This is a genomic window from Sphingomonas corticis, from assembly GCF_012035195.1.
In the GTDB taxonomy this organism is placed as follows: Bacteria; Pseudomonadota; Alphaproteobacteria; order Sphingomonadales; family Sphingomonadaceae; genus Sphingomonas; species Sphingomonas corticis.
The window spans coordinates 426,103-447,544 of the sequence record NZ_JAAVJH010000003.1 but is presented as its reverse complement, the minus strand read 5'-3'; the positions used below and the strand labels follow the sequence as shown (position 1 = coordinate 447,544).

Annotated in this window: 22 protein-coding genes; 5 read left to right on the top strand and 17 right to left on the bottom strand. The window is 71.4% G+C overall.

Annotated elements, in window-relative coordinates:
* Positions 1-26: 26 nt before the first annotated feature.
* The 5 genes from queE to HBH26_RS07175 form a co-directional block, all read right to left on the bottom strand.
* A complete protein-coding gene (queE, locus tag HBH26_RS07195; protein ID WP_168133892.1) occupies positions 27-659 on the bottom strand; it encodes a 7-carboxy-7-deazaguanine synthase in 633 nt (210 codons plus the stop codon).
* A 2-nt stretch (positions 660-661) separates the two neighbouring features.
* Positions 662-1,360, bottom strand: coding sequence for a 7-cyano-7-deazaguanine synthase QueC (queC, locus tag HBH26_RS07190; RefSeq protein ID WP_168133891.1), 699 nt, complete (start codon positions 1,358-1,360; stop codon positions 662-664).
* 175 nt (positions 1,361-1,535) lie between these two features.
* Positions 1,536-2,465 carry an Hsp33 family molecular chaperone HslO gene (gene hslO, locus HBH26_RS07185; RefSeq protein ID WP_168133890.1) on the bottom strand — a complete coding sequence of 310 codons (930 nt, stop codon included), beginning with the start codon at positions 2,463-2,465 and terminating at the stop codon, positions 1,536-1,538.
* A gap of 154 nt (positions 2,466-2,619) precedes the next feature.
* On the bottom strand, positions 2,620-3,537 hold the full coding sequence (argF, locus tag HBH26_RS07180; protein ID WP_168133889.1) for an ornithine carbamoyltransferase: 918 nt from the start codon (positions 3,535-3,537) through the stop codon (positions 2,620-2,622).
* A gap of 141 nt (positions 3,538-3,678) precedes the next feature.
* Complete coding sequence (locus HBH26_RS07175) at positions 3,679-4,878, bottom strand: acetylornithine transaminase (RefSeq protein ID WP_168133888.1); 1,200 nt, start codon at positions 4,876-4,878, stop codon at positions 3,679-3,681.
* Positions 4,879-5,025: 147 nt separating this feature from the next.
* On the opposite strand from HBH26_RS07175, the gene HBH26_RS07170 reads away from it, so the two are divergent.
* Positions 5,026-5,856 (top strand): TIGR00266 family protein, encoded by an 831-nt coding sequence (locus tag HBH26_RS07170; protein WP_168133887.1) that lies wholly within the window; start codon positions 5,026-5,028, stop codon positions 5,854-5,856.
* A 170-nt stretch (positions 5,857-6,026) separates the two neighbouring features.
* On the opposite strand, the gene parE is transcribed toward HBH26_RS07170, so the two are convergent.
* On the bottom strand, positions 6,027-8,009 hold the full coding sequence (parE, locus tag HBH26_RS07165) for a DNA topoisomerase IV subunit B (protein WP_168133886.1): 1,983 nt from the start codon (positions 8,007-8,009) through the stop codon (positions 6,027-6,029).
* A gap of 150 nt (positions 8,010-8,159) precedes the next feature.
* Here parE and HBH26_RS07160 point away from each other — a divergent pair, with 150 nt between their 5' ends.
* The gene (locus tag HBH26_RS07160; RefSeq protein ID WP_338057288.1) at positions 8,160-9,029 is read left to right on the top strand and encodes an outer membrane protein; all 870 of its coding nucleotides are present in this window, start codon (positions 8,160-8,162) and stop codon (positions 9,027-9,029) included.
* A gap of 100 nt (positions 9,030-9,129) precedes the next feature.
* Here HBH26_RS07160 and HBH26_RS07155 read toward each other — a convergent pair whose 3' ends face one another.
* Positions 9,130-9,846: a GcrA family cell cycle regulator gene (locus tag HBH26_RS07155; RefSeq protein WP_168133885.1), complete on the bottom strand. Its 717-nt coding sequence runs from the start codon at positions 9,844-9,846 to the stop codon at positions 9,130-9,132.
* Positions 9,847-9,930: 84 nt separating this feature from the next.
* Between HBH26_RS07155 and HBH26_RS07150 the strand changes: the two genes are divergently transcribed.
* Together HBH26_RS07150 and HBH26_RS07145 are read left to right on the top strand one after the other, a co-directional pair.
* Positions 9,931-10,782, top strand: coding sequence for an ABC transporter permease (locus tag HBH26_RS07150; RefSeq protein ID WP_168133884.1), 852 nt, complete (start codon positions 9,931-9,933; stop codon positions 10,780-10,782).
* A gap of 157 nt (positions 10,783-10,939) precedes the next feature.
* Entirely contained in the window at positions 10,940-11,278 is a 339-nt protein-coding gene (locus HBH26_RS07145; RefSeq protein ID WP_168133883.1) for a GFA family protein, read from the top strand.
* 19 nt (positions 11,279-11,297) lie between these two features.
* Here HBH26_RS07145 and HBH26_RS07140 read toward each other — a convergent pair whose 3' ends face one another.
* From HBH26_RS07140 to HBH26_RS07120, 5 genes are all read right to left on the bottom strand, one after another.
* The gene (locus HBH26_RS07140; RefSeq protein WP_168133882.1) at positions 11,298-12,161 is read right to left on the bottom strand and encodes a hypothetical protein; all 864 of its coding nucleotides are present in this window, start codon (positions 12,159-12,161) and stop codon (positions 11,298-11,300) included.
* Positions 12,152-12,673, bottom strand: coding sequence for a GNAT family N-acetyltransferase (locus tag HBH26_RS07135; RefSeq protein WP_168133881.1), 522 nt, complete (start codon positions 12,671-12,673; stop codon positions 12,152-12,154). The genes HBH26_RS07140 and HBH26_RS07135 overlap by 10 nt, the downstream gene beginning before the upstream one ends.
* Positions 12,670-13,455, bottom strand: coding sequence for a LysR family transcriptional regulator (locus HBH26_RS07130; protein ID WP_168133880.1), 786 nt, complete (start codon positions 13,453-13,455; stop codon positions 12,670-12,672). The genes HBH26_RS07135 and HBH26_RS07130 overlap by 4 nt, the downstream gene beginning before the upstream one ends.
* 106 nt (positions 13,456-13,561) lie before the next feature.
* Complete coding sequence (apaG, locus tag HBH26_RS07125; RefSeq protein WP_168133964.1) at positions 13,562-13,960, bottom strand: Co2+/Mg2+ efflux protein ApaG; 399 nt, start codon at positions 13,958-13,960, stop codon at positions 13,562-13,564.
* A 10-nt stretch (positions 13,961-13,970) separates the two neighbouring features.
* Complete coding sequence (locus HBH26_RS07120; protein WP_168133879.1) at positions 13,971-15,176, bottom strand: trans-sulfuration enzyme family protein; 1,206 nt, start codon at positions 15,174-15,176, stop codon at positions 13,971-13,973.
* A 103-nt stretch (positions 15,177-15,279) separates the two neighbouring features.
* Between HBH26_RS07120 and HBH26_RS07115 the strand changes: the two genes are divergently transcribed.
* Positions 15,280-16,500, top strand: coding sequence for a glycosyltransferase family 39 protein (locus tag HBH26_RS07115; RefSeq protein WP_338057287.1), 1,221 nt, complete (start codon positions 15,280-15,282; stop codon positions 16,498-16,500).
* Here HBH26_RS07115 and HBH26_RS07110 read toward each other — a convergent pair whose 3' ends face one another.
* From HBH26_RS07110 to HBH26_RS07090, 5 genes are all read right to left on the bottom strand, one after another.
* Positions 16,501-17,607, bottom strand: coding sequence for a glycosyltransferase (locus HBH26_RS07110; protein ID WP_338057286.1), 1,107 nt, complete (start codon positions 17,605-17,607; stop codon positions 16,501-16,503).
* Positions 17,608-17,624: 17 nt separating this feature from the next.
* A complete protein-coding gene (leuB, locus tag HBH26_RS07105) occupies positions 17,625-18,671 on the bottom strand; it encodes a 3-isopropylmalate dehydrogenase (RefSeq protein WP_168133878.1) in 1,047 nt (348 codons plus the stop codon).
* A 28-nt stretch (positions 18,672-18,699) separates the two neighbouring features.
* A complete protein-coding gene (recO, locus tag HBH26_RS07100; protein WP_168133877.1) occupies positions 18,700-19,431 on the bottom strand; it encodes a DNA repair protein RecO in 732 nt (243 codons plus the stop codon).
* A 154-nt stretch (positions 19,432-19,585) separates the two neighbouring features.
* Positions 19,586-20,440, bottom strand: coding sequence for a GNAT family N-acetyltransferase (locus tag HBH26_RS07095; protein ID WP_338057285.1), 855 nt, complete (start codon positions 20,438-20,440; stop codon positions 19,586-19,588).
* The gene (locus HBH26_RS07090; protein ID WP_168133875.1) at positions 20,437-21,387 is read right to left on the bottom strand and encodes a polysaccharide deacetylase family protein; all 951 of its coding nucleotides are present in this window, start codon (positions 21,385-21,387) and stop codon (positions 20,437-20,439) included. Before HBH26_RS07090 ends, HBH26_RS07095 begins: the two co-directional genes overlap by 4 nt.
* Between the last annotated feature and the right edge of the window lie 55 nt (positions 21,388-21,442).

Below are 21,442 nucleotides of genomic sequence, written 5' to 3'. Positions count from 1 at the left end.
CTTCTCGCCGCGGGGAGGGCCGGGCCTCAGCGCAAGCCCAGCAGCTTGTGCGTCTGCAGCGACAGGCGCCAGCGCGGCCGCTCCATCACCAGCGCCATCGCCGCGTCGCGGTTCGCGTCGGCTCGCGGATCGTCCAGCGGTTGGAGCAGAAAGTGCGCGAAATCCCAGCGCTCGACCGCGTCGAGGTCCGTGCCCGGTTGCGGCCACACCAGCTTCAGTTCGTTGCCGCTCCGCTGCACCGTCTCGCTGCCGGCCTTGGGGCTGATGCACACCCAGTCGATGCCGGGATGCACCGGCAGCGTCCCGTTGCTCTCGATCGCGACGAAGAAGCCCGCCGCGTGGAGCGCGTCGATCAGCGCGTCGTCCACCTGCAGCATCGGCTCGCCGCCGGTCAGCACGACGAAGCGCCGCTCGCGCCCTGCGCCCCAATGGCCTTCCACCGCCGTCACCAGCGCCGCGGCATCCGCGAAGCGCCCGCCGCCCAGGCCGTCGGTGCCGACGAAGTCGGTGTCGCAGAAGCGGCAGATCGCGCTCGCGCGGTCCTTCTCGCGTCCCGACCATAGGTTGCATCCCGCGAAGCGCACGAACACCGCGCGCCGTCCGGCCTGCACGCCCTCCCCCTGGAGCGTCAGGAACAGCTCCTTCACCGCGTAGCTCATCGTCAGGGCGCCGGCGGCACGATCGCGTATCGCGTCGGATCGGCAACGCCGGCCTCCTCGAACCCCTTGTGCCGCAACCGGCAGCTGTCGCAGGTGCCGCAGTGGAGCCCGCCCGGCGCGGGATCGTAGCACGACCAGCTGAGTCCCATGTCCAGCCCCAGCCGCGCGCCTTCGCGCACGATGTCCGCCTTGGTCATCGCCTGCAACGGCGCGCGGATGCGGAAGGGCTGCCCCTCGACCCCCGCCTTGGTGGCGAGCTCGGCCAGCGTCTCGAACCCGGCGATGAACTCTGGCCGGCAGTCGGGATAGCCCGAATAGTCGAGCGCGTTGACGCCGACGAACAGGTCGCGCGCCCCCGCCGCCTCCGCCCAGCCGAGCGCCAGGCTGAGAAAGATCGTGTTGCGCGCGGGCACGTAGGTGACGGGAATGCCGTCGCCGACACCGTCCTTGGGCACGTCGATGTCGCGGTCGGTCAGCGCGGAGCCGCCGAAGACGCTGAGGTCCATCGGCAGCACCACGTGCCGCTCCGCGCCCAGCGCCGTCGCGATCCGCCGCGCCGCCGCCAGCTCCACCTGGTGCCGCTGGTTATAGTCGATCGACAGCGCCAGCAGCGGGTGCCCCGCCTCGCGCGCCAGCGCCGCGGAAACCATCGAATCCAGGCCGCCCGAGACGAGCGCCACCGCAGGGGTCATCGTTGCCATGATCGCGCCGCCGCTAGTCGCATCCGCCGCGAATCGCAACGTCGGCGGACCGCGCAAAAAAATGGGCCGCCCCGTCGGGCGGCCCAGTTCGGCCCGTGCGGGCCGCTAGGGAGAAATCGTGCCGCGAAGAAGATCAGCACGAGAGACGCTCTACCACCGCTCAGGTTAACGGCCGTTAAACGCCCGCGGCATCGTCGACGTGAAGCGGGAAGACGGTCGAGCAGAAGGCACAGTCCACCGCGATGATCCCGTCCGCGTCGGCCATCGCGCGCCGGTCCTCCAGCGGGAATTTGGCGATCACCGAGCGGACGTAGTCGACGTCGCACCGGCATCCGCGCGAGAGCGGCGTGTCGGCCAGGACGCGCACCTCGCTCTCCTCGTTGAACAGCCGCCACACCAGCGTCTCCAGCGGCAGCGCCGCGTCCGCCAGCTCGTCGATGCCCATCGTGGCGCCCAGCGCGGAGACGTGGTCCCACTCGGGATGATCGAGCTTCGTGTGCAGCCGCTCGCGCCCGTCCTCGCCCTCGGGCAGGTGCTGGAGCAGCAGCCCGCCCGCGACGCAGCGCCCCTCGGGATCCTTGGCGAGGCCGGTGCGGACCAGCGTCGGAATTTGCTCCGATTGCACGAAATAATGCTCCACCGCCGCGGCCAGCGTGTCGCCGTCCAGCGGCACGATGCCCTGGTAGCGCTCGCCCGTCGCGGCGAGGTCGAAGGTGATGGCGAGATAGCCCTGCCCGAACAGCGCGGCCAGCGACGGCTCGGCCGGCAGCCCGGCCAGCTTCTCCGCGTCGAATTGGACGTAGCCGCGCAGCTCGCCCCCGCGGTAGTCGCAGACGAGCAGCGTCACGACGCCCGCCTGCGTCTGCGTCTGCAAGGTCAGCTGCCCCTGCGGATCCTTCAGCGTCGCACCGACCAGCGCGGTCAGCACCAGCGCATCGGCCAGCAGCCGCTCGATCGCGGGAGGATAGGCGTGCGCGGCGAGGATGGCGTCGAGCACCGGCCCCAGCCGCGCGATCCGCCCGCGCGTGTGCCGCGCGGGGATGGTGAAGCCGAGCGCGCGGTCGAGGTCGCTGTGGTTGGGGTCGGCACGGTTGGGGTCGGTCATCGTCACCTTGGTATCGGAAACACGAACGTCCGTTCGTGCTGGGCGAAGTCGAAGCACAGCCACGGCGGCGCATCGTCTCGACGTCGCCCAGGCCGAACGGAAGGTGCGCCGGGCTCGACGCTCGGCCCCTAGGTGGGACGAGCCGTGCCCCGCTTCAACCGATCTGCCCGAAGCACCAGCGCAGCACCGCCTTCTGCGCGTGCAGGCGGTTCTCCGCTTCCTGCCAGATCAGCGACTGCGGTCCGTCGATGATGTCGGCCGTCACCTCCTCGCCGCGGTGCGCGGGCAGACAGTGGAGGAAGTGCGCGCCCGGCTTTGCCCGGGCCATCAGCGCCCCGTCCACCTGATAGGGCATCATCGCCGCCAGCTTCGTGTCCGCGTGCGCCTGACCCATCGAGATCCAGCAGTCGGTGACGACCACGTCCGCCCCCTCCACCGCCTCCTGCGGCGAGGCGACGACCCGCGCGCGACCGCGGCCCAGCGCAACGTCACCGTCGGGCGGCATGAAGCCCTGCGGACAGGCGGCGACGACGTCGAACTGCATCAGGCCGGCGGCTTCCATGATCGAGGCAAGCACGTTGTTGCCGTCGCCCAGCCACGCCACCTTCAGGCCGGGCAGCGCGTGCCCCTGCTCGATGATCGTCAGCAGGTCCGCCATGATCTGGCAGGGGTGGGAGGCGTCGGTCAGGCCGTTGATGACGGGGATGGTCGCGTGGTGCGCCATCTCCTCCAGCTTGGCGTGGTCGTCGGTGCGGATCATCACCGCGTCGACGTAGCCCGACAGCACGCGCGCGGTGTCGGCCACCGTCTCGCCGCGCCCGAGCTGCATCTGCCCCGCCTCCATCACGATCGTCTGCCCGCCCAGCTGCCGCATCGCCATGTCGAAGCTGACGCGGGTACGCGTGGAATTCTTCTCGAAGATCATCGCCAGCACGTGGCCGGCGAGCGGCGCGTCGGCATCGGCGCGGCCACGGGGCCAGCCCACGCGCGCCTGCTTGCGGTCCAGCGCGTCGGCCAGCATGGCGGCGACGCCATCGGCGCCCGCATCGGTCAAGTTCAGGAAATGGCGCATGTCATACCTCCCCAGGATGGGGAGGGGGACCGCCGGCGAAGCCGGTGGTGGAGGGGATCGCCGCTTGCGATCCGCCCGTGGCACTCCCCCTCCACCATGCTGCGCATGGTCCCCCTCCCCGTGCCGGGGAGGTATCGATTGTCAATCGTCGGCGACGGGCACGTAGGCGCGGGCGCCGTCGCTCATCTTCTGCACGAATTCCTCCACGTGCCGCTCCTCGATGACGAGCGGCGGGAGGACGCGGACGACGTTCTCGCCCGCGGACACCGTGAGCAGCCCGTGCCGGTCGCGCAGGTGCGCCACGAACGCGCGCGCGTCCGCCGGCGCCTTCAGCTGCACGCCCAGCATCAGGCCCTTGCCGCGGATCCCGGGCACGAACAGGTCGTCGTGGTTGGGGATCATCTGCTCCAGCGCAGCGCGCAGCCGCTCGCCCATCTGCGCCACGTGGTCGAGGAAGCCGTCGCCCTGGATCACGTCGAGCACCGCCTCGCCCGCCGCCATCGCCAGCGGATTGCCGCCGTAGGTGGAACCGTGCGTGCCGAAGACCATGCCCTTGGCCGCCCTCTCCGTCGCCAGGCACGCGCCAAGCGGGAAGCCGCCGCCGATCCCCTTCGCCACGGACATGATGTCGGGCGTGATGCCGTAATGCTCGTAGGCGAACATCCTGCCGGTCCGGCCGTAGCCGCACTGCACCTCGTCCAGCACCAGCAGCAGGCCGTGGTCGTCCGCCGCGCGACGCAGGCCCTGGATGAACTCCGTCGACGCGGCGGTCACCCCGCCCTCGCCCTGCACCGTTTCCACCATGAACCCGGCGGTGCTGTCGTCGATCAACGCCAGCGCGGCGTCGAGATCGTTAAACGGCGCGTAGGCGAAGCCGGGCAGCAGCGGTTCGAAGCCGTCGCGCATCTTCGCCTGGTTGGTCGCGCTGATCGCCCCCATCGTGCGCCCGTGGAACGCGTTGTTGAAGGTGATGAGCGTGTGCCGCTGCGGGTTGCCCTCGACATGGTGGAAGCGGCGCGCGGTCTTGATCGCGCATTCCACCGCCTCCGTGCCGGAATTGGTGAAGAACACCGTGTCGGCGAAGCTGGCGTCCACCAGCCGCTGCGCGAAGCGCTCGCCCTGCGGACTGCCGTAGAGGTTGGAGACGTGCATCAGCGTCGCGGCCTGCTCCGCGATCGCCTTCGTCAGCGCGGGATGGCCGTGACCGAGCGCATTGACGGCGATCCCCGCGGCGAAATCGAGATACTCCTCGCCTCGCTCGCCGTAGAGGTAGCAGCCCTCGCCTCGAACCGGCCGCACATCGCACCGCGGGTAGACGGGCATGAGGGCTGGGATCGACACGGGCTGGTCTCCTTTGAAAGAGCAAGGGCGGCCCATGGAGACCGCCCGCCGCCGCCTGATACAGGTGAGCATGCCTGCGAATCAACACCGCTTGCGCGCAAACAGTGCCCTATCTAGATGGCACACCTCGTCCGCCGGGAGCATCAGATGACCAGCAGTCCGTGGAGCCACCAGCGCCGCAGCGGCGTCGCCGACGATATCGACTTCGAGATCAAGGGGCAGGAGCTGCAATTCGTCGAGATCGAGCTCGATCCCGGCGAGAGCGCGGTGGCGGAAGCGGGCGCGCTGGTGTGGAAGGACGCCGCGGTGGAGATGACCACCGTGTTCGGCGACGGCTCGTCTGGCGATGACGGCGGCTTCATGGGCAAGCTGCTGGGCGCGGGCAAGCGGCTGCTGACGGGCGAGAGCCTGTTCATGACCGTCTTCACGCACCACGGCCACGGCAAGGCGCGCGTCGCCTTCGCCAGCCCCACGCCCGGTGCGATCCTGCCGATCCGGCTGGACCAGGTGGGCGGCACGCTGATCTGCCAGAAGGACAGCTTCCTCGCCGCGGCCAAGGGCGTGTCGATCGGCGTGGAGTTCCAGCGCAAGGTGATGACCGGGCTGTTCGGCGGCGAGGGCTTCGTCATGCAGCGGCTCGACGGCGATGGCTGGGTGTTCGTGCAGATGGGCGGCACGGTGGTCGAGCGCGAGCTGCGCGCGGGGGAGGAGATCCACGTCGATACCGGCTGCCTCGCGGCCTACACGCCGTCGATCGACTTCGACCTCGTCACCGTCGGCGGTATCCGCACCATGTTCAAGGCGGGCGAAGGCGTGTTCTTCGCGCGGCTGCGCGGGCCCGGCCGGGTGTGGGTGCAGTCGCTCCCCTTCTCCCGGCTCGCCGGGCGGATGATGGCGGCGGCACGCGGCGGCGGCCAGAACCGCGGCGAGGGTTCGGCGCTGGGCAACCTGGGCGACTGGATCGGCGGGAACGACTGAGGCCGATCAGCGCCCCGGCCCGGCACCAGCGCACCGCCCGTCGCGCCAAGTGCCTCCCGCATCGAGGCAACGGTCGATTCCGGCCTGCCCACGCAGCCAGACCGACGCGACGGGCAGGACCGCGGCGAGCGACGTGCCGATCGCCAGCCGGCTGGCAAGGTTTATCGGCCTCACGCGTCGATCGCCTCGTCCTCCAGCCGGGCGGCATTCTCCTGGATGAAGGCGAAGCGGTGCGCGGGGTTGGTGCCCATCAGCCGGTCGACCAGGTCCTTCACGCCCGCCCGCTCCTCATATTCCTGCGGCAGGGTGATGCGGATCATCGAGCGCGATCTGGGATCCATCGTCGTCTCGCGCAGCTGGCCGGGGTTCATCTCGCCCAGCCCCTTGAACCGCGCCACGTCCACCTTCTTGCCGCGGAACACGGTGCGCTCCAGCTCGGCGCGGTGCGCGTCGTCGCGGGCGTAGGCGGACTTCGCCCCCGCGGTCAGCCGGTAGAGCGGCGGCTGCGCCAGATACAGGTGCCCGCGCCGGACCAGATCGGGCATCTCCTGAAAGAAGAAGGTCATCAGCAGCGTCGCGATATGCGCGCCGTCGACGTCGGCGTCGGTCATGATGACGATCTTCTCGTAGCGCAGGTTGTCAGGCCGGCACTCCTTGCGGGTGCCGCAACCCAGCGCCTGGATCAGGTCGGCGATCTCCTGATTGGCGAGGATCTTCGCCGCGGTGGCGCTGGCGACGTTCAGGATCTTGCCGCGGATCGGCAGGATCGCCTGGGTCTTGCGGTCGCGCGCCTGTTTCGCCGAGCCGCCCGCCGAATCACCCTCGACGATGAACAATTCGGTCCCCTCGGGACTGTCGGCGGCGCAGTCGGTCAGCTTGCCGGGCAGCCGCAGCTTGCGCGAGGAGGTGGCGGTCTTGCGCTTCACCTCGCGCTCGGCCTTGCGCCGCAGCCGCTCGTCCATGCGGTCGAGCACGTAGCCGAGCAACGCCTTGCCCCGCTCCATGTTGTGGCTCAGCCAATGGTCGAAATGGTCGCGCATCGCCTTTTCGACCAGTCCGGCCGCCTCAGGCGAGGTCAGCCGGTCCTTGGTCTGCGACTGGAACTGCGGATCGCGGATGAAAACGCTGAGCATCAGCTCGCCGCCGACCATCACGTCGTCAGCGGTCAGCTCCTTGGCGCGCTTGTTGCCGACCAGTTCGCCGAACTGGCGCAGGCCGCGTACCAGCGCCTGGCGCAGTCCCTGCTCGTGCGTGCCGCCGTCGGGCGTGGGGATGGTGTTGCAATACCAGCTGTAGCTGCCCTCGCTCCACAGCGGCCAGGCGACCGCCCATTCCACCTTGCCCTGCTGCTCCGCGAAGTCCTGCGTGCCGGCGAAGAAGTCCGCCGTGGCGCATTCGCGGCCGGCCAGCTGCTCGCGCAGGTGATCGGCGAGGCCGCCGGGGAACTGGAACACCGCCTCGGCCGGCGTGTCCGTGCCCTCCACGAGTGCGGCGGCGCACTTCCAGCGGATCTCCACGCCGGCGAAGAGATACGCCTTCGACCGCGCCAGCCGGTAGAGCCGCGCCGGCTTGAAGCCCAGTTCGGGGCCGAAGATCTCCGTATCGGGCACGAACGACACGCTGGTCCCGCGGCGGTTGGGCGCCGCGCCGACCGTCTCCAGCGGCCCCAGCGTCTGCCCGCGCGAGAAGCGCTGGCGATAGAGCTGGCGATCACGCGCCACCTCCACCACCGTTTCGCTCGACAGCGCGTTGACGACCGAAACGCCGACGCCGTGCAGGCCGCCGCTGGTAGCATAGGCCTTGCCGCTGAACTTGCCGCCGGAATGGAGCATGGAGAGGATCACCTCCAGCGCGCTCTTGCCCGGAAATTTGGGATGCGGGTCGATCGGCATTCCGCGGCCGTTGTCGACGATGGTCAGGCGATTGCCCGGTTCCAGCACGATCTCGATCCGGGTGGCGTGGCCCGCCACCGCCTCGTCCATCGCATTGTCCAGCACCTCGGCGGCGAGATGGTGCAGCGCGCGCTCGTCCGTCCCGCCGACGTACATGCCGGGGCGGCGCCGGACCGGCTCCAGCCCCTCCAGCACCTCGATCGCGGACGCGTCATAGGCGGGCTGCTCGCTGCGGGCGTTTGCGAAGAGGTCGTCGGCCATGGCATCCGCATAGCGGGAACAAGCCGGGAACCCAAGAGCGCCGCCCATCTGTCACATAAATGCCACAACGAGGCAACGGAAACGCTTCGTCACGAAACTTAACCTGCGTTGGTCCCGTTGCGGCTCCCGTATCTTTCAGGGAGTGATGATGTGACGAAGGCCTTTCTTCTGGCGGCAATGGCGGCAGTGACGGTGGCGGCCCCCGCCGCGGCGCAGGATGGCGAGCCGACGGGCTTCAACGGCATCTACGTCGGCGCCGCCGGCGGATACGACGTGCAGGGCAGCGACGGCGGCTCGATCCTGTTCGACCGCAACCTGGACGGGCGCTTCGGCGACACCGTGCTGACCGGCACCGGCGCCAACGCCTTCGCGCCCGGCTTCTGCAACGGCCGCGGCGTCTCCGCCAATGCGCCCGGTCGCACCGCCGCCAATCCGGCGATCCCGGCGGGTGCAGGCTGCCGCAACGACGAGGACGGCTGGGCCTATTACGGCCGCGTCGGCATCGACCAGCAGATGGGCAGCTTCGTCGTCGGCGTCGTCGGCGAGTTCGGCAAGACGGAGATCAACGACCAGGTCACCGGCTTCTCCTCCACGCCGGCCAATTACGTGATGTACCGCAGCATCAACTGGGAAGCCGGCATCCGCGCCCGCGCCGGCTTCACGCCGAACGACCAGACGCTGTTCTACGGCACGTTCGGCCCCGGCTACGCCCGCATCGACCGCGACTTCACCTCGTCGCAGAGCACGAACACCTTCACCCAGTCGGGCAAGAAGAACCAGTTCGGCATCCAGGGCGGCGGCGGCGTCGAGCAGAAGATCGGCGACAACTTCTCCGTCGGGCTCGAGTATCTGTACCACCAGTATCAGGACAACGACTTCCGCGTCCGCGCCGCAGGGCCCGCGGGCACGCCCTTCACCAACGCGGCCAACGGCGGCACGACGGCGGGCACGGACTTCCGTCGCTCGGACGACAAGTTCCGCTGGCACTCGATCCGGGCGACGGCGGCGTTCCGGTTCTGACGTGATGCGACCCGCGCTACGCACCGCGTAGCGCGGGACCCGCGCACCTCCGCCCGGCTGAGCGCCGCTGGCGGGCCGCCACGCTTCGGCCTCGCCGCGCTCAGCGCGCGCGCGGGCCGCCGAACGGCAGCGGGGGCGCGCGGCGGTCGCGGCGCGGCAGCTGGGCCTGATAGGCGTGGCCGCAATGCGCGACGCAATAGGGGAAGCCGGGGTTCACCTTCTCGCCGCAGAAATGGAAATCCGGCTCACCAGGGTGACCGAGCGGCCACTTGCAGATGCGGTCGTTGAGATCGAGCAGCGACGTCTTGTCGGCATATTCCGGCGCCGTGCGCGCGGGCACCAGGCGGCGCGGCGGCGCGGGGGCGATCGGCGGCTGCTGCTCGCCCGGCGCCTGGCGCACGAAGCCGCCGGGGCCGACGGACCGCAGCACCGGCTCGCGCCGCGGCTCGGGAAGCGGGATGGAGGCGGGCGCGGGCGCCGGAGCGGCACGCACGGGCTCATCCTCCTCCTCGTCCTCCTCGACGACGGGCGCGACCGCCTCCACCGGGGCCGGCGCAGCGGGTTCCGCCACCTCCTCCCACGGCGCCGGCTCCGGCTCGGGTGCGGCCACGGCAGCCTGCTTCTCGCGCTCGGCGGCGGCCTTCGCCTCCTCCTTGCTGACGACGGGGGACGGGCGCGACTGGAGCCCCAGGCGATGCGCCTTGCCGATCACGGCGTTGCGGCTGACGCCGCCCAGCGCCTCGGCGATCTGGCTGGCGGTCTGCCCGGCCTCCCACATCGTCTTGAGCGTTCCGATCCGCTCCTCGGTCCAGGACATGGCAATCGTTCCTTCACAGCCCTGCGGGGCGTTGTTGCGGGGTGTTGTTGCGGGCCGGGGCGCGAGCGGTTACCCGCTTGCGCCATGAGCAGCCAGCCCCCCCTCGGCGAGATTCCTTCGGCGATCAGAAACGCCCCCGGCGAACCGGTAATCCGGAACGTCAATTGGGGCGGCCTGAAGACCCTCTATGTGAAGGAGGTACGCCGTTTCTTCAAGGTGCAGCTCCAGACCGTGTGGGCGCCGGCGATCACGACGCTCCTGTTCCTCGTCATCTTCACCGTCGCCAACGGCGCGCGCAGCCCGGTGCGCGTCGGCGGGGAGACGGTGGCCTTCGCCGACTTCGTCGCGCCGGGCCTGATCGTCATGGGGATGCTGCAGAACGCCTTCGCCAACGCCAGCTTTTCGCTGCTGGTCGGCAAGATCCAGGGGACGATCGTCGACTATCTGCAACCGCCGCTGTCCACCGCCGAGCTGCTCGCGGCGCTGACCGGCGGAGCGGTGACGCGCGCCTTCTGCGTCGGCGCGACCGTGTGGCTGGCGATGAGCCTGTGGCCCGGCGTCCACGTGATGCCGCGGCACCCGCTGGCGGTGCTGTGGTTCGGGCTGCTCGGCGCGGTGTTCCTCAGCCTCGCGGGCGTGCTGACGTCGATCTGGGCGGAGAAGTTCGATCATGCCGCCGCGGTCACCAACTTCGTCATCGCGCCGCTGACGCTGCTGAGCGGCACCTTCTACTCGGTCGACCACCTGGCGCCCGCGTTCCGCGCGTTCAGCCACGTGAACCCCTTCTTCTACGTCATTTCCGGCTTTCGCTACGGCTTCCTCGGCACCGCCGACTCGCCGGTGCTACTGGGCAGTGCGGTGATCCTCGCGATCGACGTGGTGCTGGCGCTGCTGTGTTATCGCCTGCTGAAGAGCGGGTGGAAGCTGAAGAGCTGATCCCCCCGCCACGCGACCGTTGAGGATGTTGAGGCGCCGGCGCGGTTCTCGCGGCGAATGTTGAGGCCGGGAACCCGCGTGCAGGCGGGGACATGGGAAAGAGCGACCGCCAGTCTGGCCGGTCGTGGGCGTGTAGGACAGCCGCGGGAGGCGCGAGGTGAGCGAGCATCGTGGCGGCTGCCATTGCGGGCGTGTGACGATCGTCCTGTACGACACGCCGGTGGAAGCGGCCGAGTGCAATTGCTCGATCTGCCGGCGCACCGCGGGGCTGTCGCATTATTGCGCGCCCGACCGCGTGACCGTCGCCGGTGAGGGCGCCGCATACCGGCAGGGCGATGGGGCGCTGGACCTGTGGCATTGCCCGATCTGCGGGTGCACCACGCACTGGACGTCGACCGACCCGGCCTATCCGCGGATGGGCGTGAACCTGCGCATGTTCGATCCCGCGCTGTGCCGGGGATTGCCGATCCGCCCGGTTGACGGCGCGAGCTACTGACCCGTGCGCGGGGATGGCGTCAGTTCCGCGCCGCGTCCATCGCCTCGCGCACCTTGCGCAGTCCATCGACCTCGTGAACCAGCTCCGGCGTGGCGCAATGGTCGCGCTCGAAGGCGGTGAGCGGGGGTTCGCCCTCCCGTCCCGCGCCGAGGCAGCGGAACGCCTGATCGCGCCGGCCGAGCAGGTCGATCGGCGCGCGTGCCGCGTCGCGGCGCGCGATCGGTGCGGCCAGCGATGTGAGATAGCGGTGCCAGCCCTCACGCTCCCGGCGCTCGTCGCCCTCCCCGGTCACGGGCACGGCGAGGAGCGCGGTGCGCGCCGCCTCTGCCTCCTCGAAGCGCGAGAGCTCGCGCAAGGCGTTCACCCGCCGTGCCGCCATCCCGTGGACGGCAAGCGGATCGCCCGCCAGAGACGCGGCGCGCGCGACATATTCCGCGTTGTACCGCGACGCCCGCGCGGGATCGTCGCGGTTCTTCGCTTCCCAGCTCGCCTGCAACAGCACCCAGGCCGAATCGATCGCGGGTGCGCCCATGCGCTGCTGGAGCCATTGCGTGAGGTAGCGCGGCGTCTCGCCGGCGGCGCGCAGCGCCTTGAACTCCGCGCTCGCGACCAGCGGCGCCAGCTTCGCCACCGCCGCCTTGTCGAAATCGTCGTAGACGGGCAGCCCGTTCTTCGGACATTGCGGGATCGGCAGCGGGAACGGCGCGGAGCCGATCGGCTGCCCATCGGGGAGCGCCCCCCAGCGCGAGTAGCTGGCAAGGGTCGGCCACTGGAAGGTCTCGCCGCCCACCGGGCAGCGGATCGTCCGCGGCATGCCATAGGTGCTCGCGCCCGCTCCGCTCGCCAGCGCCGCACCGGCCAGCAGCGCCCATCCTACCCGCATCGCCAATCCCCCCTCAGCAATCCCCAGATCACGCTGTCGCGCACGCCGATATGCGTTGCCCACTCGCCGCGCAGCAGGCCCTCGCGTCGGAAGCCGAGCGCCTCCAGCAGGCGGTTCGACGCCACGTTGTCGGGATCGGTATCGGCGCAGACGCGGCGCTGCCCCTCGGCGAACAGCCGGTCGATCACCGCGGTTACCGCCTCGCGCGCATAGCCCTGTCCGCCGGCATCCGTGGCGATCAGATAGCCGATCTCGGTGACGCCGCCCTGCCGCTTCTCGCCCGCGCCCACCAGGCCGATCGCGCGATCTTCCCCCGAGCGGGTGACGATCCAACGCCGCCACCCCGCGGCTTCCCCCGCGAAGCGATCGTCGAGTTCGGCGATGCTGGCGACGGGCGCGTACGACCACCAGCGCATCGCCGCGGGATCGGCCATCGTCGGGAACAGCGCCGCGGCATCGCCGGGCAACCGCGGTCGCAAGGTGAGCCGCGCGGTCGCCAGCACCGGCGTCACCCGCCCAGCGCCTCCACCAGCGCCTGCACCTTCTTCTGCCGCCACTGCGGCGTCGGCGCGACCAGCCAATAGCCGAAGCGCGACGGCGTCGCCTCGCCCACGACTGCCACGCGGCCGGCGGCGATATCGCGCGTGGCCAGCAGCTCGGGCACGGTCGCGCGGCCGAGCCCCGCCGCCGCGGCATCGATCGCGAGACCGGCGTCGCCGACGCGCACGGTGCCGTCGCCGTCCGGACCGCCGGGCCAGCCGATCGCGGCGTCCGCGCCGCCGCCGGGCCGCGCGACGGTGACGAAGCCCTCGCTTTCGATCGCCTCGCCCTCCAGCGTGCCCGGCCCCTCGCCCCAGCGGATCGCGAGGTCAAGGTTCGCCTCGGTGAAATCCAGCCCGTCGTCGGCGGTGACCAGCGAGAAGCGCAGGTCGGCCTCCCCCGTCGCGATCTCCGCCAGGCGCGGCAGCAACCACTTGTCGATCACTTCGCGCGGGGCGGCGATGGCGATCGACTTGGACGATTGCCCCGCCTGCATCGCGCGCACCGCCTCCTCGAACTGGAGAAAGCCCTCGCGCAGCGCGGCGAGCCCGCCCTCGCCCTCCGCCGTCAGCTCCAGCCCGCGCGTCGTGCGACGGAACAGGACGACGCCCAGCGTATCCTCCAGCGCGCGGATCTGCTGGCCGACCGCGGCGGGCGTCACCGCCAGCTCGTCCGCCGCGCGGGTGAAGCTGAGGTGCCGCGCCGCCGCGTCGAGCACGCGCAGGCCGTTCAGCGGGAGGTGGGTGCGCTTCATCGGGTCACCCTCACCCTTCCCACTCGCTGCGCGAGCGGGCCCCTTCCCTCACCCGACGGGAGAGAGAGGGAGGCGCGCAGCGCCGGAAGGGTGAGGGCGCTTCCCGTCACTCCGCCACCGCGGGGGCGGACAGGGCGAAGCGGGGGATGGCGACGTCGAAGAGCCGGCCGTCCTCTCCGATCATGCGATAGCTGCCCTGCATCGCGCCGGTGGGCGTGGAGAGCGGGCAGCCGGAGACGTAGTCGTAGCTGGCGCCCGGCTCGATCAGCGGCTGCTCGCCGACCACGCCCTCGCCCTCCACGCTGTGCCGCGCGCCGCGCCCGTCGGTGATGATCCAGTGGCGGGTCAGCAGCTGGACGGTGCGCGCGCCGCCGTTCTCGATGCGAATGTGGTACGCCCAGAACCAGCGCCCCCGTTCGGGCTCCGACTGTTCGGGCAGGTAGCTGGCCGAGACGCGCACCGTCACGTCCCCGGTCGTCGCCGCCGCGGGGAAGAGGGCCTCGATCATGCGGCGCTCACAGCCCGACCTGCCGCAGCGCCTGGTCGAGGTCGTCGATCAGGTCGCGCGGATCCTCCAGCCCGATGTTGAGGCGCAGCAGCCCCTCCGTCACGCCCATCTCCGCCCGCGCCTCCGCGGCGACGCCATAATGGGTGGTGGAGGCGGGATGCGTCATCAGCGAGCGCGAATCGCCGATGTTGTTCGAGATGTCGATCAGCGCCAGTGCGTCGAGCAGCGCGTGCGCCTGCGCGCGATCCTCCACCTCGAAGGCGAAGATCGGCCCGGCGGCCGCCATCTGCGCCATGGCGAGGTCGTGCTGCGGATGGCTCGGCAGCCCGGGATGCAGGATGCGCGGCACGCGGCCTTCGAGAAAGCGGCCGACCTCCAGCGCGTTGTCCGACTGGCGGCGGATGCGCAGGTCCAGCGTCTCCAGTCCCTTCAGCACGACCCAGGCGTTGAAGGCGGACAGCGTCGGGCCGGTGTTGCGCGTGAACGGCAGCAACGTGTTGTCGATGAAATCCTGCGTCCCGCACACCGCCCCGGCGAGGACCCGGCCCTGCCCGTCCATCATCTTCGTCGCCGAATAGGCGGTCACGTCCGCGCCGAAGTCCATCGGACGCTGGAGCGCGGGAGTGGCGAAGGCGTTGTCGACGACGCTGCGGATGCCGCGCTCGCGCGCGATGCCGCACACCGCCTTGAGGTCGACGACGTCCATCGTCGGGTTCGCCGGCGTCTCGAAGAAGAAGACCTTGGTCTCCGCACGGGTCGCGTCGGCGAACGCCTGCGGATCGCGCGCGTCGACCGTCGTCGTGGCAATGCCGAACCTGGGCAGCAGCGTGTCGACCAGCCAGCGGCACGAGCCGAACGCGGCGCGGCCGGCGACGACGTGGTCGCCCTGCTGCAACTGGCACAGCAGCACCGCGGTCATCGCCGCCATGCCGGTGGCCATCGTCCGGCACGCCTCCGCCCCCTCCAGCAGGGCGATGCGGTGTTCCAGCATCTCCACCGTGGGGTTCTGGAGCCGGGAATAGGTCATCCCCTGCTGCTCGCCGGCGAAGCGCGCCGCGGCGTCGCCCGCGCAATCGTAGCTGTAGCCGGAGGTGAGGAAGATCGCCTCGCTGGTCTCGCCGAACTCGCTGCGCGCGGTGCCGCCGCGCACGGCGAGCGTGGCGGGGCGCCAGGTGGCGGTGATCGAACGGTCCTGCCCGGTACGACGCTTCATGATGGCGCCGCTTTGCCCCGCGGGGGGCGGGGTGACAAGGGGGAGGACGGTGGGGCCGGCGGCGCGGCTTGATCCCGAACCGCCGCTCGCGCACAAGCCGCACGTGAGCGAGACGATCCGCAAGCCCTGGCTCGTCGCCCTCCTCCTCGCGGTCGCGGCAGAGGCGATCTTTCTCGTGCGGCTGTCCGTGCCGCACATGCCCGTCTTCGACGAGGTCCATTATCTTCCCGCGGCGCGCGCGATGCTGGCGCTGAGCGGACCGGCGAACGTCGAGCATCCGCCGCTGGGCAAGGAATTGATCGCGATCGGCATCGCGCTGTTCGGCGACACGCCGTTCGCATGGCGCTTCATGTCGACGCTGGCGGGCAGCGCCACGGTGGCCGGGGTCTTCGCGCTGGCGCACCTCCTGACCGGGCGGATGCGCGCGGGGCTGGTGGCGGCGGCGTGCGCGCTGCTGGGCTTCACCGTCTACGTCCAGGCGCGGATCGCGATGCTGGACACGTTCATGGTCGCGTTCCTCACCTGGGCGATCGTCGTGCTGGGCTGGTCGATGCGCCGGCGCGGGCGGTCGGCGTGGATCGCGGGGGCGGTGCTGCTGGGCCTCGCCACCGCGTGCAAATGGGCGGCGGCGCCCTACGTGGCGTTCGCCGCCGCCGCCTTCGTCCATCTGAAGCGCGAGGATGCGCGGCGCTGGTCGGACCTGCGCATCGTTCCCGCGCTGGCGCTGCTGGGCGGCGTATCGGTGCTGACCTATTTCGCGACGTTCCTGCCGGCGTTCTTCTACGCGCAGGATGCCGTCACGCTGAAGTCGCTGCTGCCGCTGCAATGGGACATGTACCTTCGGCAGAGGCAGGTCCTGCCGCACCACACCTATCAGTCGCCATGGTGGACGTGGCCGCTGCTGCTGCGCCCGATCTGGTACCTCTACGAGCCTGCGGACGGGGCCCAGCGCGGCATCCTGCTGATCGGCAACCCCGTGGTGATGTACGGCGGCCTCGCCGCGGTGGCCGCGCTCTACCATGGCTGGGTGAAGACGGGCGCGGCGCGGCTGCTGGCGCCGGCCCTCCTCTTCACGCTGGCGGTGGCGCAATTCGCCGTCATCCCCAAGTCGCTGGGCTTCTATTATTATTTCTACCCGGCCAGCGTGTTCCTGTGCGTCGCGATCGCGGTGGCGTTCGACCGCTGGCGCGCCCGCCCGTGGGACGAGGCGTTCCTGCTCGCCGCCTTCGCGCTGACGCTCTATTTCCTGCCGGTGCTGAGCGGGCAGGCGCTGACCGATGCGGGCGCGTTCCGGCGATGGACGTGGTTCCCCGGCTGGGTGTGACTAGCGGTAGCGGCCCCAGGTGAAGCGCGAGGACAGCGCGTAGTTCCACACCGCGCCCACCAGCACGCCAAGCAGCGCGGACGCCGCCCAGGCGCCCTGCCGCACGTCGTGCAGGAACGCCGCCACGCCGACGTTGGCGACCGCGCCGACGGAGCAGACGAGCGCGAACGAGACCCACCCGTCGACCAGCGCGCGCCACCCGCGCAGCCGCCGGTCGCGATAGGTGAGCGCGTTGTTGAGGAAGAAGTTGAAGGTCAGCGCCGCCACCGTCGCGACGATCTGCGACGCCAGGAACGGCCAGCCGAGAAGCACGTAGCCGAGGCTGAGGACGCCCATGTGCACCCCGGTACCGATCGCGCCGATGGCGGAGAACATCGCGAAGCGCACCGGCACGACGCGGCCGAACCGCCGGTCGTAGAGCGCGATCAGATATTCCATCGCGACCACGTGGTCGAGCTTGCTCTCCCCCGCGGCGCGCGTGCGGAAGGTGTAGGGCAGTTCGACGAAGGCGAGCGGGCGCGGGCTAGCGCTCATGATGTCGAGCAGGATCTTGAACCCGATGCCGCCCAGCCGGGGGACGAGGTCGCGCAGCACCGCGCTGCGGATCGCGAAGAAGCCGCTCATCGGGTCGCTCAGCTCCGTCTTCATCGCGTAGCGCGACAGGCGCGTGGCAAGGGCGGACTTGGCCACGCGGTCGCGGTCCCACTCCCCCGTGCTGCCGCCGGCGACGAAGCGCGACCCGATGGCGAGGTCGAGCGCGGGATCGGCGAGCGCGCGGACCATGGCGGGGAGCAGCGTCTCGTCGTGCTGGAGGTCGCCGTCGATCACCGCCACCACCGGCGCGGCGGTGGCGCACATCCCCTCGATGCAGGCGCTCGACAGGCCGCGCCGGCCGATGCGCTGGATCACGCGGACGCGGCGGTCCACCCGCGCCAGGTCGCGCGCGGCCTCGGCGGTGCCGTCCGGACTGTCGTCGTCGACGAAGATCGCCTCCCACGCCAGGCCGTCCAGCGCACGGTCGAGCCGCGCCACCAGCGTGGCGACATTCTCGCGCTCGTTGAAGACCGGGACGACGATCGCCAGATCGAGCGGGGCGAGGTCCAGCACCGGGGGCGGGCCTGCGATCAGAGCGCCGCCAGCACCGCGTCGCCCATCGCCCGGGTGGTGGCGGTGCCGCCGAGGTCCGGCGTGCGCATGCCGCCGCGGATCGCGGTCGCCACCGCCGCCTCGATCCGGTCCGCCGCCGCCGCCTCGCCCAGCGAGTGGCGCAGCATCATCGCGGCGGAGAGGATCGCGGCGCACGGGTTCGCCTTCCCCTGCCCCGCGATATCGGGCGCGGAGCCGTGGATCGGCTCGTACAATCCCTTGCCGTCGGCGTCGAGCGAGGCGGAGGGCAGCATGCCGATCGAGCCGACGCACATGCTGGCCTGATCGGACAGGATGTCGCCGAAGAGGTTGCCGGTCACGATCGTGTCGAACGCAGCCGGATTGCGCACCAGCTGCATCGCGGCATTGTCGACGTACATGTGCGTCAGCTCGACGTCCGCATAGTCCGCCGCCACCTCGATCACCACGTCCCGCCACAACTGGGAGGTTTCCAGCACGTTCGCCTTGTCGACCGAGCAAAGCCGGCCGCTGCGCGTGCGCGCGGTGCGGAAGCCGACGTGCGCGATGCGGCGCACCTCCGCCTCGTCGTAGCGCATCAGGTCGTGCCCCTCGCGCAGCCCCGCGTCTGTGGTACGGCGGCCCTTGTCGCCGAAATAGACGTCACCGTTCAGCTCGCGAACGATGACGAGGTCGATGGCGCGCGCGATCTCCGGCTTCAGCGTGCTCGCCTCCTCCAGCCCGGGGAAACCCCTCGCCGGGCGCAGATTGGCGAAGGTGGACAGCGCCTTGCGCAGGCCCAGGATCGCCTGCTCGGGCCGCAGCGCGCGGTCGAGCGCGTCGAAGGCGGGGTCGCCCACCGCGCCGAACAGCACCGCGTCGGCGCGCTGCGCCAGCGCCACCGTCTCCGGCGGCAGCGGGTGGCCGTGCGCGCGATAGGCGGCGCCCCCGACCTCCGCTTCCTCGAACGCGAGGTCGAGCGCCAGCGCGTCGAGCACGCGGCGCGCCTCCCCGGTCACTTCGGGTCCGATGCCGTCCCCGGCGAGCAGCGCGATCAGCTTTGTCATGGCCAGCCGCATGGCCCGGCGCGCGCGCTCACGCAACCGCCCGCTGCAATCGCGCCACCAGCCGCTCGCGCGCGGCCAGCGCCTCGCGGCGCCGGTCCGTCATGATGTCGCGCGCGAGAAAGTGCCCGGTGATCGCCAGCGCGGCGAGCGTATCGCGCCAGTCCGCCGCACCGCCCGCGGTGAGAAACGCGGGCAGCGGCAGCAGCCGTGCCTCGTACCCGCTGGCGCCCGCGCGGCTGACCGCGGCACCGCTGCGCGGACTGACGAAGGCGAGGTCGTCGGTGGCGCCGGTGACGGTACAGGCGGAGAGGTCGAGCCCGAAACCCAGTTCCGCCAGCACCAGCAGTTCGTAGCGCGCGAGCGCCCCCGCCCATCCCGCCGCGCTCGGCGCCGCCTCCACCGCGTCCAGCGTCGCCGCCAGCGCGTCGTGCAGCCGCGGATAGGGCTGCGCCTCCGGCAGGGTCGCGGCGGTCAGCGCGGTCAGCCACTCCAGCGCCGCCGCCGCGAGCGGCTCGGCATGCAGCGGCGCGCGGCTGTGCACCAGCTCCACCGTCAGCGCGGCGAGCTGCTCGTCGGTGCGCGCGCGCCATTCGGCACGTACCAGGTTCGCGGGCTGGAGCACCGGGCGCAGCCGACGCGCGTGGCCGCCGCGCACGTATCCCGGCTGCACGCCGTCCTCGCGGGTGAGCGCGCGCACGATCGCGCCGTGCTCGCCATGGGCGCGGACGGAGAGGACGATGGCGTCGGCGACGAGGTGCATCAGGCCTTCATACCGCGTCGCTCCTGCGAAGGCAGGGGTCCATGCCTGTCGCCTGTCGCGATACCTCGGGACGGGCGGGCGGTGCGCGCCTCGTGTGAGTTGCGTGTCAGGACGAGACAGCGATGGGTCCCAGCCTGCGCAGGGACGACGAGGCCTATCGCCGCACCCGTCTCGCCAGCGCGCGCAGCATCGGGCGCTCGGCCCAGCCCTTTGCCGCACGCATCGCCGCGTCGAAGCCGCCGACCGCGCCCACCGCGGCGCGATTCGCCAGCGTGGGCGGCAGCAGAATCAGGTCGCGGCACGCCACCGCGCCGCTCGCCAGCGTGCGCTTGTGCTGGCCCTCCCCCTCGGTGAAGTCGAAGCGGGCGAAGCGATCCGCGAAGAGATCGACCAGCGCCGCCTCCATCAGCACGCTGCCCGGCGACAGCGCGTGGTGCGCGGGATCGTGGCCGACGTAATCGTAGCGCAACGTGTCGCCGTCGGCGCCGCACCACAGATAGGCGACCGGCGCGCCGTGGAGGAACAGCAGCCAGGCACGCGCCTCGCGCCCGTGCTGGAACGCCGCATTCTCCGGCAGCGCGGAGCCGAGCAGCCGCTCCTGATAGGTCAGCCGCGCCACCGCGCGTGCCGGCGGGTGGAAGGCGGCGAGATCGTCCGCGGTGCGATAGCGGCGGATGTCGAGCGCGCCGCCGCCCGCCGCGGCGAGCTTCCTCGCCTTGCGCCGCATCGTCGCGCGCGCCTGGCCGGACAGCCCCGCGCGCCACGCCGCCTCCCCCGCGGAGAGATCGACGTAGTGGCGATCGTAGCGCTGGCGCACGAAGGCGAGGCCGGGCCAGTCGAGCGCCGCGCCGTCGGGCACCGAGGTGACGAGATAACCCTGCGCGTCCGCCAGCGGCGGCAGCGCGGGGACGTGGCCCGCCAGCGCCTGATCGAGCGACAGCGCGACGCGGCGCAGCCGCCGCGGGATCGTCGCCAGCGTGCGCGCGCCGACTTGGAAGCGCAGCGTCACGCCACGCGCTCGGCGACCAAGGTGGACCACAATTGCTCCGCCTGGCGCCAGCGCAGCCGCAGCGCGCTCGGCGCCAGCGCGCGATCGTCGCGGCCGAGCGGCAGCGCCGGGCGATCGGCGAAATGCGCGGTGGGCAGCATGTCGCGCCGCGCCGCCAGCATCGCGCACAGCGCCTCGAACCGGCGCAGGTGGACGCGGTTGGGCGCGGTGCCGGCACGATTGGCGAGCTCGAAGCTGTGGCCGACGATCGTCACCGCGGCATGGCCGGCGGCGACCGCATGGTCGAGCGCGGCGCGCATCTCCGCGGCGGAGAGCGCACACACCTGCATGTGCCGCCACTGGCCGGGCCGGTCCTCGACCAGCGTCACCGGCACCTCCACCACGCCGCGCCGCACCACCGGCGCGATCCGCGCCGCGGGCAGGCCGATGGCGCTGGGCCAGGGCGCGTGGCAGCCGTTGTGGCTGCTGTCGTAGGCGATGCCGAGCGAGGCGAGCGCCGCCAGCGTATCGTCGTTCGCGCCGTAGCTGCCGGCGCGGAAGGCGACCGGCGGCGGCGCGCCCGCGTCCGCCAGCAGCGCGGCGGCGCGCGCCAGCAGGGCGCGCTGCTCCACCGCGCTATACTCGGTCAGCTCGAACCGCGCGTGACGCGTGCGGTCGTGCGCGCAGGCGCCGGCCCATTGCGCGTGGAGGTGCAGCTGCACCTCCTGCCCCGCCGCCAGCACCGGCTCCACCATCCGCCGCACCCAGTCGATGCCGTGGACCAGCGCGGGCATCGGATCGACGAAGAAGGTCGCCTTCAGCCCGTGGCGCGCCAGCAGCGCCAGCTGCGCCGACAGGCCGACGCCCGCCGGCTCGACCGAGCGGGCGTGGATCGCGGCGGCATCCCACCCGGCGACGTGGTGTCGCCACGCGAATTCGGTATCGATCGTGACGAAGGCGTGCGGCATCGCCGCCGGGGCTATCGGCGGGACGTGAAGATTGGGCTAAGCGCGGTACCGGCGG

Bases quoted from the DNA above. Each gene is read 5' to 3' on its own strand.
- leuB (WP_168133878.1), bottom strand. From the start codon at position 18,671: ATGACAAAGCTGATCGCGCTGCTCGCCGGGGACGGCATCGGACCCGAA.
- HBH26_RS07120 (WP_168133879.1), bottom strand. From the start codon at position 15,176: ATGAAGCGTCGTACCGGGCAGGACCGTTCGATCACCGCCACCTGGCGC.
- HBH26_RS07090 (WP_168133875.1), bottom strand. From the start codon at position 21,387: ATGCCGCACGCCTTCGTCACGATCGATACCGAATTCGCGTGGCGACAC.
- HBH26_RS07170 (WP_168133887.1), top strand. From the start codon at position 5,026: ATGACCAGCAGTCCGTGGAGCCACCAGCGCCGCAGCGGCGTCGCCGAC.
- recO (WP_168133877.1), bottom strand. From the start codon at position 19,431: ATGCACCTCGTCGCCGACGCCATCGTCCTCTCCGTCCGCGCCCATGGC.
- queE (WP_168133892.1), bottom strand. From the start codon at position 659: ATGAGCTACGCGGTGAAGGAGCTGTTCCTGACGCTCCAGGGGGAGGGC.
- hslO (WP_168133890.1), bottom strand. From the start codon at position 2,465: ATGACCGACCCCAACCGTGCCGACCCCAACCACAGCGACCTCGACCGC.
- HBH26_RS07155 (WP_168133885.1), bottom strand. From the start codon at position 9,846: ATGTCCTGGACCGAGGAGCGGATCGGAACGCTCAAGACGATGTGGGAG.
- parE (WP_168133886.1), bottom strand. From the start codon at position 8,009: ATGGCCGACGACCTCTTCGCAAACGCCCGCAGCGAGCAGCCCGCCTAT.
- argF (WP_168133889.1), bottom strand. From the start codon at position 3,537: ATGCGCCATTTCCTGAACTTGACCGATGCGGGCGCCGATGGCGTCGCC.
- HBH26_RS07150 (WP_168133884.1), top strand. From the start codon at position 9,931: ATGAGCAGCCAGCCCCCCCTCGGCGAGATTCCTTCGGCGATCAGAAAC.
- HBH26_RS07130 (WP_168133880.1), bottom strand. From the start codon at position 13,455: ATGAAGCGCACCCACCTCCCGCTGAACGGCCTGCGCGTGCTCGACGCG.
- HBH26_RS07140 (WP_168133882.1), bottom strand. From the start codon at position 12,161: ATGCGGGTAGGATGGGCGCTGCTGGCCGGTGCGGCGCTGGCGAGCGGA.
- queC (WP_168133891.1), bottom strand. From the start codon at position 1,360: ATGGCAACGATGACCCCTGCGGTGGCGCTCGTCTCGGGCGGCCTGGAT.